General features: G+C 75.0%; 9 protein-coding genes and 1 tRNA gene. 5 read left to right on the top strand and 5 right to left on the bottom strand.

The genetic code is table 11. The features are described from left to right. Positions 1-112: 112 nt before the first annotated feature. The 5 genes from ACIP4O_RS27250 to ACIP4O_RS27230 all read left to right on the top strand — a co-directional run bounded on the left by ACIP4O_RS27250 (position 113) and on the right by ACIP4O_RS27230 (position 4,411). Positions 113-1,171 (top strand): ABC transporter ATP-binding protein, encoded by a 1,059-nt coding sequence (locus ACIP4O_RS27250; RefSeq protein WP_401578421.1) that lies wholly within the window; start codon positions 113-115, stop codon positions 1,169-1,171. Beyond that, positions 1,168-1,977, top strand: a complete 810-nt coding sequence (locus ACIP4O_RS27245) for an ABC transporter permease (RefSeq protein WP_401578419.1) — start codon at positions 1,168-1,170, stop codon at positions 1,975-1,977. The genes ACIP4O_RS27250 and ACIP4O_RS27245 overlap by 4 nt, the downstream gene beginning before the upstream one ends. Before the next feature lie 154 nt (positions 1,978-2,131). Continuing rightward, positions 2,132-3,652 (top strand): sensor histidine kinase, encoded by a 1,521-nt coding sequence (locus ACIP4O_RS27240; RefSeq protein ID WP_401578417.1) that lies wholly within the window; start codon positions 2,132-2,134, stop codon positions 3,650-3,652. Further along, the gene (locus tag ACIP4O_RS27235) at positions 3,649-4,293 is read left to right on the top strand and encodes a response regulator transcription factor (protein ID WP_361329536.1); all 645 of its coding nucleotides are present in this window, start codon (positions 3,649-3,651) and stop codon (positions 4,291-4,293) included. Before ACIP4O_RS27240 ends, ACIP4O_RS27235 begins: the two co-directional genes overlap by 4 nt. 45 nt (positions 4,294-4,338) lie before the next feature. Then, positions 4,339-4,411 (top strand) — tRNA-Gly (locus ACIP4O_RS27230). A gap of 126 nt (positions 4,412-4,537) precedes the next feature. Here ACIP4O_RS27230 and ACIP4O_RS27225 read toward each other — a convergent pair. The 5 genes from ACIP4O_RS27225 to ACIP4O_RS27205 all read right to left on the bottom strand — a co-directional run bounded on the left by ACIP4O_RS27225 (position 4,538) and on the right by ACIP4O_RS27205 (position 13,025). Next, complete coding sequence (locus tag ACIP4O_RS27225) at positions 4,538-5,437, bottom strand: phosphoribosylaminoimidazolesuccinocarboxamide synthase (protein WP_401578415.1); 900 nt, start codon at positions 5,435-5,437, stop codon at positions 4,538-4,540. Positions 5,438-5,554: 117 nt separating this feature from the next. After that, positions 5,555-7,045: a N,N-dimethylformamidase beta subunit family domain-containing protein gene (locus ACIP4O_RS27220; protein ID WP_361329530.1), complete on the bottom strand. Its 1,491-nt coding sequence runs from the start codon at positions 7,043-7,045 to the stop codon at positions 5,555-5,557. 259 nt (positions 7,046-7,304) lie between these two features. Beyond that, positions 7,305-9,053 carry a hypothetical protein gene (locus tag ACIP4O_RS27215; RefSeq protein ID WP_401578413.1) on the bottom strand — a complete coding sequence of 583 codons (1,749 nt, stop codon included), beginning with the start codon at positions 9,051-9,053 and terminating at the stop codon, positions 7,305-7,307. 446 nt (positions 9,054-9,499) lie between these two features. Then, positions 9,500-10,765: a phosphoribosylamine--glycine ligase gene (purD, locus tag ACIP4O_RS27210; protein ID WP_401578411.1), complete on the bottom strand. Its 1,266-nt coding sequence runs from the start codon at positions 10,763-10,765 to the stop codon at positions 9,500-9,502. A 100-nt stretch (positions 10,766-10,865) separates the two neighbouring features. After that, positions 10,866-13,025, bottom strand: a complete 2,160-nt coding sequence (locus tag ACIP4O_RS27205) for a DNA polymerase III subunit gamma and tau (RefSeq protein ID WP_401578409.1) — start codon at positions 13,023-13,025, stop codon at positions 10,866-10,868. Positions 13,026-13,058: the final 33 nt, after the last annotated feature.

Below are 13,058 nucleotides of genomic sequence, written 5' to 3'. Positions count from 1 at the left end.
CTTCGTGTCCGCGCCGCCGGTGTCCGCGCGCGGGGCCCCGATGACATCTGTCATCCGCCTTGGTGACACCGCGCACTGCCCCGGGGTTCTCGCCCCGGGAAGACTCGAAGACATGAACAGCGCGAAAGACACCACGCGAGTCATCGATGTGACTGACCTGCGCCGGGTCTACGGGGGCGGGTTCGAAGCGGTCGGCGGGATCACCTTCCACGTGGACCGAGGCGAACTCTTCGCCCTGCTCGGGACGAACGGCGCGGGCAAGACGTCCACCGTCGAACTTCTCGAAGGACTGGCCAGGCCCACCAGCGGCACGGTCCGGATCTTCGGCCACGACCCCTTCCGCGAACGGGCCGCGATCCGCCCCCGCACCGGCGTCATGCTCCAGGAGGGCGGCTTCCCCTCCGAACTGACCGTCGAGGAGACGGTACGGATGTGGGCGGCCTGCACGAGCGGCTCCCGCCCGCTCGGCGAGGCGCTCGACCTGGTCGGCCTCGGCAAGCGGCGCGGCGTCCGCGTCAAGCAGCTCTCCGGCGGCGAACGGCGCCGCCTCGACCTCGCGAGCGCCCTCCTCGGCCGCCCCGAGATCCTCTTCCTCGACGAGCCGACGACCGGGCTCGACGCCGAGGGCCGCCGCGCCACCTGGGACCTCGTCCGCGCGCTGCGCGCCGAGGGCACCACCGTGCTCCTCACCACGCACTACCTGGAGGAGGCCGAGGAGCTGGCCGACCGGCTCGCGATCCTCCACGCGGGCCGCATCAACGTCACGGGAACCGTCGAGGAGGTCCTCGCGAGCCAGCCCGCGCGGATCTCCTTCCGCCTCCCGGCGAGCCACCGCCCCGAGGACCTGCCCCCGCTCGCCCGCCTGTGGGCCGAGCCCGCCGGGGCACGCGCCGACCGGCTCGCGCCGCCCGAGGACGCCGCCGCGCTGCGCGCCGCGCTCCTCGACGCGGACGGCAGGACCGTCCGCCTTCGTACCCACCGGCTCCAGCACGCGGCGACCGAGCTGCTGCTGTGGGCGCGCGCCGAGAACATCGAGCTGGACGGGCTCGACATCCGCGCGGCCTCGCTCGAAGAGGCGTTCCTGCGGATCGCGGCACAGGCCGGCTCCCGGACCGGCACTCCTTCCGCCCCGATTCCCGCCCCCGCGCTCGCAGAGGAGACCACCCGATGAGCACCACCGCCCCCACCGGTCCCGCCGCACCCATCGGCCCCGCCTCGACCGCGCGCAGCCGCATGGGTGCCCTCGCGCGCGCCGAGACGACACTGCTCCTGCGCGGCAAGGGCACGCTCTTCGCCGCCCTCGTCGTGCCGCTCGTCCTGCCGTTCAGCTTCAAGAACGCCGTCGACTCGATGGACCTGAGCGGCACCGGGCTCGATCTCGGCACCGTCCTCCTGCCGACCGCGCTCGGCCTCTCGCTCCTCTTCGCCGTCTACTCGACGCTCGTGAGCACCTACGTGACCCGGCGCGAGGAACTGGTGCTCAAGCGGCTGCGCACGGGCGAGGTGCGCGACCACGAGATCCTCATCGGCTCGGCGCTGCCCGCTGTCGTGACCTGCCTCGTGCAGTGGGTCGTGGTCATCGCGGGGTTCACCGTGGTCGTGCACCCGGGAGCGCCCGCGAACCCGGCGCTCGCCGTGCTCGGCGCGCTCCTCGGCCTCGTCGTGGCCATCGGCCTCGCCGCCCTCACCGCGACCCTCAGCCGCACCGCCGAAACGGCCGCCGTCATGGCGATGCCGGTCATCCTCCTCACCATGATCGGCTCGGGCGTCGGCGTCCCCCTCGACGTCATGCCCGACACCCTCGCGGCCATCGCCCACGCCCTGCCCTTCACCCCGACGCTCTCGCTCCTGCGCGGCGGCTGGGCGGGCAACCTCGACGGCGGCGACATCCTCCTGGCCGTCGTCACCGGCCTCGCCTGGGCCGCCTTCGCCGCCTACGGCGTCCGCCGCTGGTTCCGCTGGGAACCGAGGCGCTGAGCGATACGGGGCGGGTGACGGTACGGGGCGGGGGCGGTCTTCGCCGAGCGGCGGTACGGGGCGGCCCACGCGGGCGGCGCCCCGTGCCCGTACCGCCACCGCGGGCCGACCCCGCACCATGGAGAGACCCATCGGCCACAGGAAGGGGCGACCGTTGAGCGGCAGCCACGAGCAGACCACGACGGCCACGGCCGTGGTGCCCGCGCCGGGCGGGGAGCCGAAGCCCGACGGGGAGCCGAGGCCCGGCACGGAGGCGGTCGCGGCCGGGAAGCCGGAGGCCGCGGCGCTCGCACGCCCGGTGCCCGCCGAGGAGCGCGCCCGAGCGCCCCGTTTCCCGCGCCTCGCGTGCTTCTCCCTGCTGCCCGGCGCGGTGAACAAGGGCCACCGTCCCGTCCAGCAGCTGGACTCCTACACGCGCGCCACGCTGAGCCGCTACGTCTGGGCGTTCTTCGCGGGCTGGGTCCTGCCCGGTCTCCTCCAGCACTTCGGCCGGGGCGACCGCACCGACCTCGCGCTCCGCTCGGCGCTGCTCCTCGCCTCGCTCGCGCTCTGCGTCGCCACCCGCCCCGCCCTCCTCGACGCGCTCGACCGCTACCTCGGCAGGACGGAGGCGCTCAAGCCGGCGGCCGCGTGGCGGCTCCTCGCCCTCACCGCGCTCACCTCGGCGCTCTACCTCGTGAGCCTCGGCCGGGGCACGATCGACACCCAGGCGCTCGCCACCGCCGTCATGTTCTTCGTCAACCCCGTCTTCGCCGTCCTCGCCCTCCGCGTCACCGTCCCCCGCTTCCTCCTCACGCTCGTCCTCGGGACCGCCCTGCTCTCCGCGGCCGCCGTCCTCGCCGACCCCGAGGGCACCCCGAGCGGTGTCCTCGCCGTCCTCGTCCCGGTCTCCGCCCTGCTCGCCCTCCTCATCTGCCGTCCCTCCGGCTGGTCCCTCGCCCGCACCTGGGACATCGAGTACGCGCGCCAGGAGATCGAGAAGGCGAAGGACAAGGTCGAGCGCGCCAAGGAGACCGAATCGCGGCTCGCCGTCGCCGAGGAACGCCTCCGCTTCGGCCGCGACCTCCACGACGTGCTCGGCCGCAACCTCGCCACCATCGCGCTCAAGAGCGAACTCGCGGTCCAGCTCGCCCGCCGCGAGCGCACCGGGGACGCCGTGGCGCAGATGGCCGAGGTTCAGGAGATCGCCCAGCGCTCGCAGCGCGAGGTCCGCGAGGTCGTACGGGGCTACCGGGGCATCGACCTCGGCGCGGAGCTCCTCGGCGCGCGCAGCGTCCTGGAGGCCGCCGGGATCGACTGCGCGACCGCGGCGGGGGACATCGACCCCCTCGCCCCGCCCGTGCAGGCCGCCCTCGCCTGGGTCGTCCGCGAGGCCGCGACGAACGTCCTGCGCCACGGCGACGCCCGCCACTGCTCCATCACGCTCGCCACCAGCCGCACCGGCACGAGCCTCACCGTCGAGAACGACGGCGCCCCCGAGTCGCCGAGCCCCACCCGGGGCGGTTCCGGACTCGCCGGCCTCCGCGAACGCCTCGCTCCCGTGGGCGGCGCACTCGAAGCCGGCCCCACGGCCCCCGGCCGCTTCCGCCTCACCGCCCACGTACCGCACCCGCCTGCCACCGGTCCCGCCACCGCACCCGCCCCCGATCCCGCCTCCGGAGGAAACCGCCCGTGACCACCGAGCCCGTGCCCGCGCGTCCCGCCACCCCCCGGGTCCGCGTGCTGCTCGCCGACGACGAGCACCTCATCCGGGGTGCCCTCGCGGCCCTCCTCGCCCTGGAGGACGATCTCGAAGTCGTCGCGGAGGCCGCCTCGGGCGCCGAGGCCCTCGCGATGGCCCGGGCCCGTACGCCCGATGTCGCCGTGCTCGACCTCCAGATGCCGGACGGCGACGGTGTGAGCGTGGCCACAAGCCTGCGGAGCGAACTGCCCGGCTGCCGCTGCCTCATCGTGACGAGCCACGGCCGTCCCGGGCACCTCAAGCGGGCCCTGGAGGTGGGCGTACGCGGCTTCGTGCCGAAGACCGTGAGCGCGCGGCGGCTCGCCGAGATCATCCGTACCGTCCACGCGGGAAGCCGTTACGTCGACCCGGAGTTGGCCGCCGACGCGATCGCGGCCGGGGATTCCCCGCTCAGCGCCCGCGAGGCCGAGGTCCTGGAGTACGCCGCCGACGGCGCCCCCGTCGCCGAGATCGCCCAGCGCGCGGGCCTCTCCCCCGGCACCGTCCGCAACTACCTCTCCTCCGCCGTGACCAAGCTCGGGGCCGAGAACCGTCACGCCGCCGTGCGCACGGCCCGCTCCCGGGGTTGGGTATAGTGGTCGCACGCGCTGAACACCGCGAGAGCGGCGAAGAAGCGCGGTGCGGACGTAGCTCAGTTGGTAGAGCGCAACCTTGCCAAGGTTGAGGTCGCCAGTTCGAACCTGGTCGTCCGCTCAGCGAAAGGCCCCCCGGAACGGGGGGCCTTTTTCGTGTCCCGGAACGGGCGGGTGTACGGGTGGGGGGCGATGTTTCACGTGAAACATCGCCCCGCACGGTGCACCGCTCAGCCCCCTGCGGGCGTCAGCCCCACCGCACGCCCGTCAGCTTCTCGTACGCCTCGACGTACTTCGCCCGCGTCCGCTCGACGATCTCGGCGGGCAGCTCCGGCGGCGGCTGCTCGCTCTTGCGGTCCCAGCCGGAGGCGGGGGAGGTGAGCCAGTCGCGGACGAACTGCTTGTCGAAGGAGGGCTGGGCGTGGCCCGGCTCCCAGGAATCCGCCGGCCAGAAGCGCGAGGAGTCGGGGGTGAGGACCTCGTCGGCGAGGACGAGCGCGTCGCCGTCGAAGCCGAACTCGAACTTCGTGTCGGCGAGGATGATCCCGCGCTCGCGGGCGATGTCCCGGCCCCGGGCGTAGACCGCCAGGGTCGCCTGCCGGAGCTGGGCGGCGGTCTCGGCGCCGATGCGCCGGGCCACCTCCTCGTAGCTCACGTTCTCGTCGTGCTCGCCGACCTCGGCCTTCGTCGCCGGGGTGAAGATCGCTCCCGGCAGCTCCGAGCCGTCCTGAAGGCCCTCGGGGAGCGCGAGCCCGCACACCGTGCGGGACTCGTTGTACTCGACGAGCCCCGAGCCGGTGAGGTAGCCGCGCGCGACGGCCTCGACCGGGATCATGTTCAGCGAGCGGCACACCAGCGTGCGCCCGGCCCAGGAGGCGGGGGCGCCCTCGGGCAGCTTCGTCGACAGGACGTGGTTCGGGACGAGGTCGGCGAGCTGGTCGAACCACCACAGCGAGAGCTGCGTGAGCACCCGCCCCTTGTCGGGGATCTCGCTGGGCAGGACCCAGTCGTAGGCGGACATGCGGTCGCTCGCGACCATCACGAGCTCGCCGGCCTCGTTCTGGTAGAGGTCGCGCACCTTGCCGGTGTGCAGATGCACCAGCCCCGGCACCTGTACGGGCTCGGGCTTTTCGACGAATCCGGACACGGTTCCTCCACGTGCTTCCGTCCAATGCCCCCGATTGTCCCGTACGGGCGGGGCGAACGACGCCGCAGGGTGCCGGGTGGGCGGGGGAAGCGGGGCGGCGGACCGGGCGAACGGCGCTCAGTCGCGTTTGCAGATGCGGTCGAGGAGGTTCGCCGTGGCGCGCTGGATACGGGTGTCGACGTGGCCCGGGCGGTCGAGCGCGGGGGACCAGGCGAAGGTGCCGGAGGCGAAGACGAGGGCGCCGCTGGGGGCGCGGTAGAGGGAGGTCTCCTGGTGGCGGACGGTGCCCTGGTCCTCGTACGGCGAGTGCGCGAGGAGCATCCGGTCCTCGTACGGCGGCAACTGCGTGCGCGGGAAGTAGCGGTCGGCCTCGCCTGCGACGAGCCCGGGGAGTTCGTCGCCCTCGTGCGCCCCGGTCGCCTCCCACAGCCAGTGCTTCGCGTGCCGGACGACGAGCGGGGCCGGGGCGGGGACGCGGCCCGCGTACTGGATGCCCATGAGTTCCTGCTCCGGCCTGTCCACCTCGCGCCACAGCGTCGCGCGCCCGGGCCCGCGCCGCTTGCGGCAGCTCAGGAGCCGGTCGGGGACGCCCGAGGGGGAGGCGCTCAGCTCGACCTGCCAGTACATCGTGTTCGCGGAGAGGAAGACGAGCGAGGTCCCGGCCTCCTTCGCGCGCTCGGTCGTACGGCGCATCGGGACCGACCAGTACTCGTCGTGCCCGGGGAAGACGAGGCCCCGATAGCGGGTCGGGTCGACGCGGCCCGCGTGGAGGTCGCGGGCGTCGGCGTAGGCGAGGTCGTAGCCGTAGCGCTCGGCCCAGCGAATGAAGTCGTAGGCGTGGCCGACGTGCAGCGGCAGACCCGCGCCCGCGAAGGGGCGGTCGAAGGACACCGTGGTCGCCGCGTCCTCCTCGTTGAGCAGCTTCCCGCCCTCGTCCCAGGCGTGGTAGAGGCTCGCGCCCGTCCTGCCGTCCTCCGGGTAGAGGTTGTAGGCCTGCCAGGTCACGTCGGGGAGCAGGAGGAGCAGATCGGCGGGCTCGCTGTCGCGGACGGTGAACGGGATGTGCGAGCGGTGCCCGTCGTGCGTCGTCAGGACCGCGACGTACGCGCCGGGCTTCCAGTACGAGGGGATCTGCTGCCGCCACGTGCGCCACCAGTGGTGGCACGAGACCGTGCGGTCGGCGAGGAGCGGCTCCGGCTGGATGAGCCCTTGCAGCCGGGGCGTCGAGGCGATCTTGCTGGCACCGGCCCCGGCGTAGTGACCGATGCGGTAGAAGTCCATGGAGTAGGGCTGCGGCGGGTTGACCGTGACGTGGAAGTCGATCGACTCGCCGGGGGCGACGGCGCCCGTCGAGGTGAAGCCCTTGATCTGCTGGTGCACGTCGTCGGACGAACGGGGCGAGCCCTCCGCGCGGCGCGGCCTCGGCATCCGCAACTCGGCGCCGGGCGCCGGGGCGTGCTCGACGTACCAGGGGACGACTCTGCCGTCGTCGAAGTACGTCTCACTCGCGCGCAGCCACGGCAGCGGCCCCTGCCCGAAAGGGTCCGTGGCCGCGTGCGCGACCGCCCCCGATTCCCACCGACCGCCCTTCCCACGTTCCGCCCCCATCGCCGCCCCTCCCTCGTCCCCCGAATCCCGGTGCCGCGCCCCTGAGTCCCCGGGGCGGAAGCCAGCACATCACACTCAGCACGCGCATCGTCACCGTTCCTCCCGAATCCCCGCCGACGGCCCTGCGGCCGAAGCCGTGCAGAACCGCTTCTGCCTGGTGACGGCGGGGCGGGCGGGCGGAAACGGAGTTCCTCGTTCGGGTGAGGCCGCACACACGCCCGCCCGTTTCCCCCGGGGAGCGCCTCGTGGTGCCGCGCCGCTACCCGAGCCGTACCCCCACCCGTGCCAGCCACCTCCGCAGCGGGATCGAGTCGCCGTCCTCCACCAGGCTCCGCACCCGCGCCCCCAGGTCCCGCACCCGCTCCCCGTCCACCAGGAGCACCGGGCCGTCGAGCCAGTCGAGCCCCGGCACCGCGCCGCCGGCGTCCACCGCCGCGCAGCACACGAGCGAGGTCACGTGGTCCGCGAGGACCTCCGCCCCGCTCCGTACCGGCGGCGGCGCGAAGAGCGGCAGCCCGCCGTCCCCGTCGTAGACCCCCTCCGAGGTCCGCGCGGCGCCGCCCGCCTCGCCCGTCTCCTCGCGCGCGAGGCGCGCCGCGAGTCCGGCGGCGAGCGCCGCCGCGCGCGGGTGCGCGAAGCGGTCGGCCTCCTCCTCGGGCGTCTCGGGGAAGATCTCCGCTTCGGTCTCCGGCTCGGTCCGCGCCGGGTACTCGGCCGTACGGGGCGCGCTGCGCACCCCGCCCCCGCGCACCGGGAGCCCCGCGAGCACCCCGACCCGCTCGGGCGGGCTGTCGCTCACCGTCAGGTGCTCCAGGACGTGCGCCACCGCGCGCGAGCGTCCCTCCTCGTCCAGGACGTGCGCCACCGTGTGCGCCCTTCCCTCCTCGCCCAGCACCTCGCCGAGCCGGGCGGCGTCCGCGCGCCACAGCCGCTCCACGACCTCCCGCGGGTAATCGCGCCAGCTCACCGGCCGCCACTGGCCGCCCCGCTCCCCGTGGAAGAGCCGCGCGGCGAGCAAGGAGGCCGCCTCGTCGGCGAGCTCGGACTCCTCCAGGAGTTCACTCGCGGGCGGCTCGGTGAGCCGCATCGCCTGCTCGTCCGCCGCGAGCCGGTCCCTGCGGGACAGCTCGGCGAGCGCCGCCGCGAGTCCCGCGTCGAGGCGCGCGGGCCAGCGCCCGAGCCGCCAGGCGGGCACCGCGACCCGGCCGAGCAGCCGGTCCCAGCCCGCGTACGCGAGTCCCACCTGCTCCTGCGCGGTGATCCGCCGCCCGTAGTCCACCTTCCTGGCCCGCTCGGCACACGCCGCCGCCACGTACCGCTCCATGTCGGCCGCGGCACTCCGGCACCGTACGAGCAGCAGCCGCGCGAGGCGCGCGGGCACCGCGAGCAGTACCCGGTGGGCGAGTGGCGCGCGCGGTCCCGCCGTCGCGAGCGCCGCGTCCAGGCCCCGTACGAACCTGCGCGCCTGCGCCGTCGTCGGCTCCGCCGCCGGCTCCGTACCCGCCACGACGGGGGCGAGCAGCGCGCGCAGTTCGGCGACGCGCAGCCACCACAGGAAGGGCGAGCCGATCACGAGGACCTGCGCCCGTACCCCGGGCGCGGCACCGCGCTCCTCCAGCCAGCTGTCGCAGTCGGGGGTGAGCGCTATCGCCGCGGGGGCCGGGACCCCGAGCCGCTCCGCCAGCTCCCGCACCAGGTGGTAGAGGGCGGGCGCGGCGCGCTCCTCCACCGGCACGGCCGGGGACTCGGCGGGCGCGGCGCGCGCGATGAGCAGCGCGGTCGCCCCGGCGAGGGCGAGCGCGAGCACGGCGAGCACCGCGACCCACAGTCTCGCCGCGTCCCACCCCGTACCGTCCAGCCGGCCGCCCGCCGCGCCCGCCCACAGCACGGCGGCGCACGCCGCGGGCAGCACCGCGAGCGCGGTCGCCGCGGACTTGACCCGCAGCACCGCGGCGGCCCTGGAGCGCGCGGCGAGCGCGCCCACCTCCACACCCGTACCCGACGACACGACCTGCCGACCCCCTACCCCTGGCGCCCGCCGGACCCCCGCGGGCCCGGCCTGCACCGACGGGCCGCGCACCCGTGCTGGTGCCCGGTCCGTTTCTGCCTCGTCGCTTGCTTCCCGCGCTGATCCGCGGCGGACCGCGGTCCGTCGCGCTTTCCGGCGTCGCTCACATCCCCCACTGTGACACCGGCCCCTGACATCGCAATGCCGGTGGGCCAAGTGCCGCAGCCCGCCCGCGCGGCCCGCTCTGCACGGGCCGACCGGCGATGGAGCACGTGCCGCACCCTAGTGGGGGCGCGCGCCGCCGTCAGCCGTATGCGGCTTCGATCACTCGATGGAATGGCTCTGGGCAAAGGTGCTGACAAGCGGGCGCCCCGGGGTCCGTACCTGCGCACGAGTACGTGTACGCGGACGGACCCCGGGGCGGCCGATACGTGTTCCCGCGGGCCTCAGCCCGTCGACACCGCGTCGCGCGCGGCCCGCTCCGCGATGTCCGTGCGGTGCTGCGAGTCCTTGAGCCCGATCCGCGCCACCGCCGCGTACGCGCGCTCGCGCGCCACCGTCAGATCGGTGCCCGTCGCCGTCACGGAGAGCACCCGCCCCCCGGCGCTCACGACGTCCTCGCCCTCGCGGCGCGTCCCCGCGTGCAGCACGTACGCGTCCGGGGCGTCCTTCGCGGCGACCTCGTCGAGCCCGGTGATCACGTCGCCCGTACGGGGCGCGGCCGGGTAGTTCGCGGAGGCGACCACGACCGTGACGGCCGCGTCCTCGCTCCACCGCAGCGGCTCCAGCGTCGCCAGCTCGCCGCGCGCCGAGGCGGCCAGGAGCCCGGAGAGCGGGGTGCGCAGGCGCGCGAGGACGACCTGCGTCTCGGGGTCACCGAAGCGCGCGTTGAACTCGATGACGCGCACGCCGCGCGAGGTGAGGGCGAGACCCGCGTACAGCAGCCCGCTGAACAGCGCGCCGCGCCGCCGCAGTTCGTCCACGGTCGGCTGGAGCACCGTGCGCAGGACCTCGTCGACGAGGCCGGTCCCGGCCCAGGGCAGCGGCGAGTACGCGCCCATACCGCCCGTGTTGGGGCCCTCGTCGCCGTCGAGCGCGCGCTTGAAGTCCTGCGCGGGCTGGAGCGGGACGACCGTCGTGCCGTCCGTGACCGCGAAGAGCGAGACCTCGGGGCCGTCGAGGAACTCCTCGATGACGACCCGCCCGCAGGCGAGCGCGTGCGCGCGCGCCTGCGCGCGGTCGTCCGTGACGACGACGCCCTTGCCGGCCGCGAGCCCGTCGTCCTTCACGACGTACGGGGCGCCGAAGGCGTCGAGCGCGGCGTCGATCTCCGCCGGGGTCGTGCACACGTAGGCGCGCGCGGTGGGCACCTGGGCGGCGGCCATGACGTCCTTGGCGAACGCCTTCGAGCCCTCCAGCCGCGCGGCCTCGCGCCCGGGCCCGAAGCAGGCGATGCCCGCCTCGCGCACGGCGTCCGCGACCCCGGCGACGAGCGGCGCCTCGGGCCCCACGACGACGAGATCCGCCTCCGTCTCCCGGGCCAGGCGCACGACATCGGCCCCGTCCAGGGCGTCGACGGGCCGCACTTCGGCGACCTCGGCGATCCCGGCGTTGCCGGGGGCGCAGTACAGGGCTTCGACGACTGGGTCGAGCGAGAGAGAGCGGCACAGGGCGTGTTCGCGGGCGCCGTTTCCGATGACGAGGACCTTCACACGGCTCACCCTAACGGGCGGGTGGGCCCGCGGTCCCGGACCGGTCGGCGACCCCGTTCCGCGCGGGGCCGGTGGCCGCTCGGACTTCCCCGTCCCCGGCTCAGTGCGGCGCCGCGTCGTTGTCGTACTCGTCGAGCACGGTCGCCCCCAGCTCGCGCACGATCAGCTCGTACCCGCTCAGCGCGCTCTCGACGAGGTCCGGGTCGTCGGCGGCCGGCATGTCGTCCTCGGGCGCCACGGGCGGGCGCGCGGGAGCGGCGGCGGGGCGCGGCTCGGGGGCCGGGGCCGGTACGGAGGGTGCGGGCGCGGGCCGCGACTGGGCCTGCGGCGGGGCGGGGTGACCGCCGGGGGCCGTCGCGGGGGCTCCGCCGCTCTGCGGTACGGGGGCGGGGGAAGGCGCCGGGGCGGGCGCCGCGGGTGCGCCGCCGTACCCCCCGTAGCCGCCCCCGGGGGGTGGTGGCGACGGGGGCGCTCCGCCGCCTCCGCCCGGCGAGTCGACGACGGCCTCGATCTTCCAGTTCACCTGGAAGCGGCTCTGGAGCGCCTGCTTGAGCACGTCCTCGTTGTTGCCGTTGAGGAAGTTGTCCCTGGCCCCGGCATTGACGAAGCCGACCTGCAAGGTGGTCCCGTCGAAGCCCGCGACCTGCGCGTTCTGGCTCAGCAGCATCCAGGTGAAGCGGCGCGTGTTCTTCACCGTCTCCAGGATCTCGGGCCACATCGCGCGCGGATCGAGGCCGCTGCCGGGGGGCGGGGCGGCGGGCTGGGGAGCGGCGGGGGCCTGGGCCTGCGGCTGGGCGTGGGCCTGGGCGGCCTGGCCCGGGCCAGGCGTCGGGGCGCTGGGCGCGCTCGTCCGCGTACCGCCACCGCCGCCCGAGCCGGTCGGCCAGCCGCCGGGCCGACGCGCGGGCGCCCCGGAGCCGGGCCCGGTGGCGGCGGGCCAGCCGCCGGGGGCGGGGGCCTGGGGAGCGGGGGCCTGCGCGGGGGCGGGCGCCTGCGGTTGCGCCGGAGCCGGTGCCGGGCCCGGTGCCTGGACGGGAGCGGGCGCGGCGGACTGCGGGAAGGCCGCCCCCGCGGCCGCCCCCGCCGCCACGCCGGCCGGTGGCCCGGACCGCTCCAGGCGGTCGAGCCTGGCCAGGACGGCGCGCTGGTCGTCGTACGCGGCGGGAAGGAGGACCCGCGCACAGATGAGTTCGAGCTGGAGACGCGGCGAGGTGGCGCCGCGCATCTCGGTGAGGCCCTCGTTGACGAGGTCGGCGGCGCGGCTCAGCTCGGCGGCCCCGAAGACGGACGCCTGCGCCTGCATCCGCTCGACGACGTCGGCGGGCGCGTCGATGAGGCCCTTCTCACCGGCGTCGGGCACGGCGGCGAGGATCACGAGGTCGCGCAGCCGCTCCAGGAGGTCGGCGACGAAGCGGCGCGGGTCGTTGCCGCCCTCGATGACACGGTCCACGACCTCGAAGGCGGCGGCCCCGTCCCCGGCGGCGAAGGCGTCGACGACCGAGTCGAGCAACGAACCGTCGGTGTACCCGAGGAGGGACGTCGCCATGGCGTACGTCACCCCGTCCTCGCCCGCACCGGCGAGGAGCTGGTCCATGACGGACATGGAGTCACGCACGGACCCCGCCCCGGCCCGGACGACGAGCGGCAGCACCCCGTCCTCGATCGCCACCTGCTCCTGCCCGCAGACCGCGCCGAGGTACTCGCGCAGGGTCCCGGGCGGCACGAGCCGGAAGGGGTAGTGGTGCGTACGCGAGCGGATCGTCCCGATGACCTTCTCGGGCTCGGTCGTCGCGAAGATGAACTTGAGGTGCTCGGGCGGCTCCTCGACGACCTTGAGCAGGGCGTTGAAGCCGGCCGACGTGACCATGTGGGCCTCGTCGATGATGTAGATCTTGTACCGGCTCGACGCGGGCCCGAAGAACGCCTTCTCGCGCAGGTCACGGGCGTCGTCCACACCACCGTGGGAGGCGGCGTCGATCTCGATGACGTCGATGGACCCGGGGCCGTTCCTGGCCAGGTCCTGGCAGGACTGGCACTCCCCGCAGGGCGTGGGCGTGGGCCCCTGCTCGCAGTTCAGGCAGCGGGCGAGGATGCGGGCGCTGGTCGTCTTGCCGCACCCGCGCGGCCCGCTGAACAGATACGCGTGATTGACCCTGTTGTTGCGCAGGGCCTGCGACAGGGGGTCGGTGACATGCTCCTGCCCGATGACCTCGGCGAAGGTCTCGGGTCGGTAGCGGCGGTACAACGCGAGGGACGACACACCTACGAGGTTATAGGCGCCCACCGACAAACG

This window comes from Streptomyces sp. NPDC088923 (genome assembly GCF_044749745.1).
Classification (GTDB): Bacteria; Actinomycetota; Actinomycetes; order Streptomycetales; family Streptomycetaceae; genus Streptomyces.
Note: the sequence above shows the minus strand (reverse complement) of the source record. Positions and strands in the feature narration are given on the sequence as shown.

Excerpts from the sequence above, each read along its gene's own strand:
- ACIP4O_RS27250 (WP_401578421.1), top strand. The coding sequence starts at position 113 with ATGAACAGCGCGAAAGACACCACGCGAGTCATCGATGTGACTGACCTG.
- ACIP4O_RS27245 (WP_401578419.1), top strand. The coding sequence starts at position 1,168 with ATGAGCACCACCGCCCCCACCGGTCCCGCCGCACCCATCGGCCCCGCC.
- ACIP4O_RS27220 (WP_361329530.1), bottom strand. The coding sequence starts at position 7,045 with ATGGGGGCGGAACGTGGGAAGGGCGGTCGGTGGGAATCGGGGGCGGTC.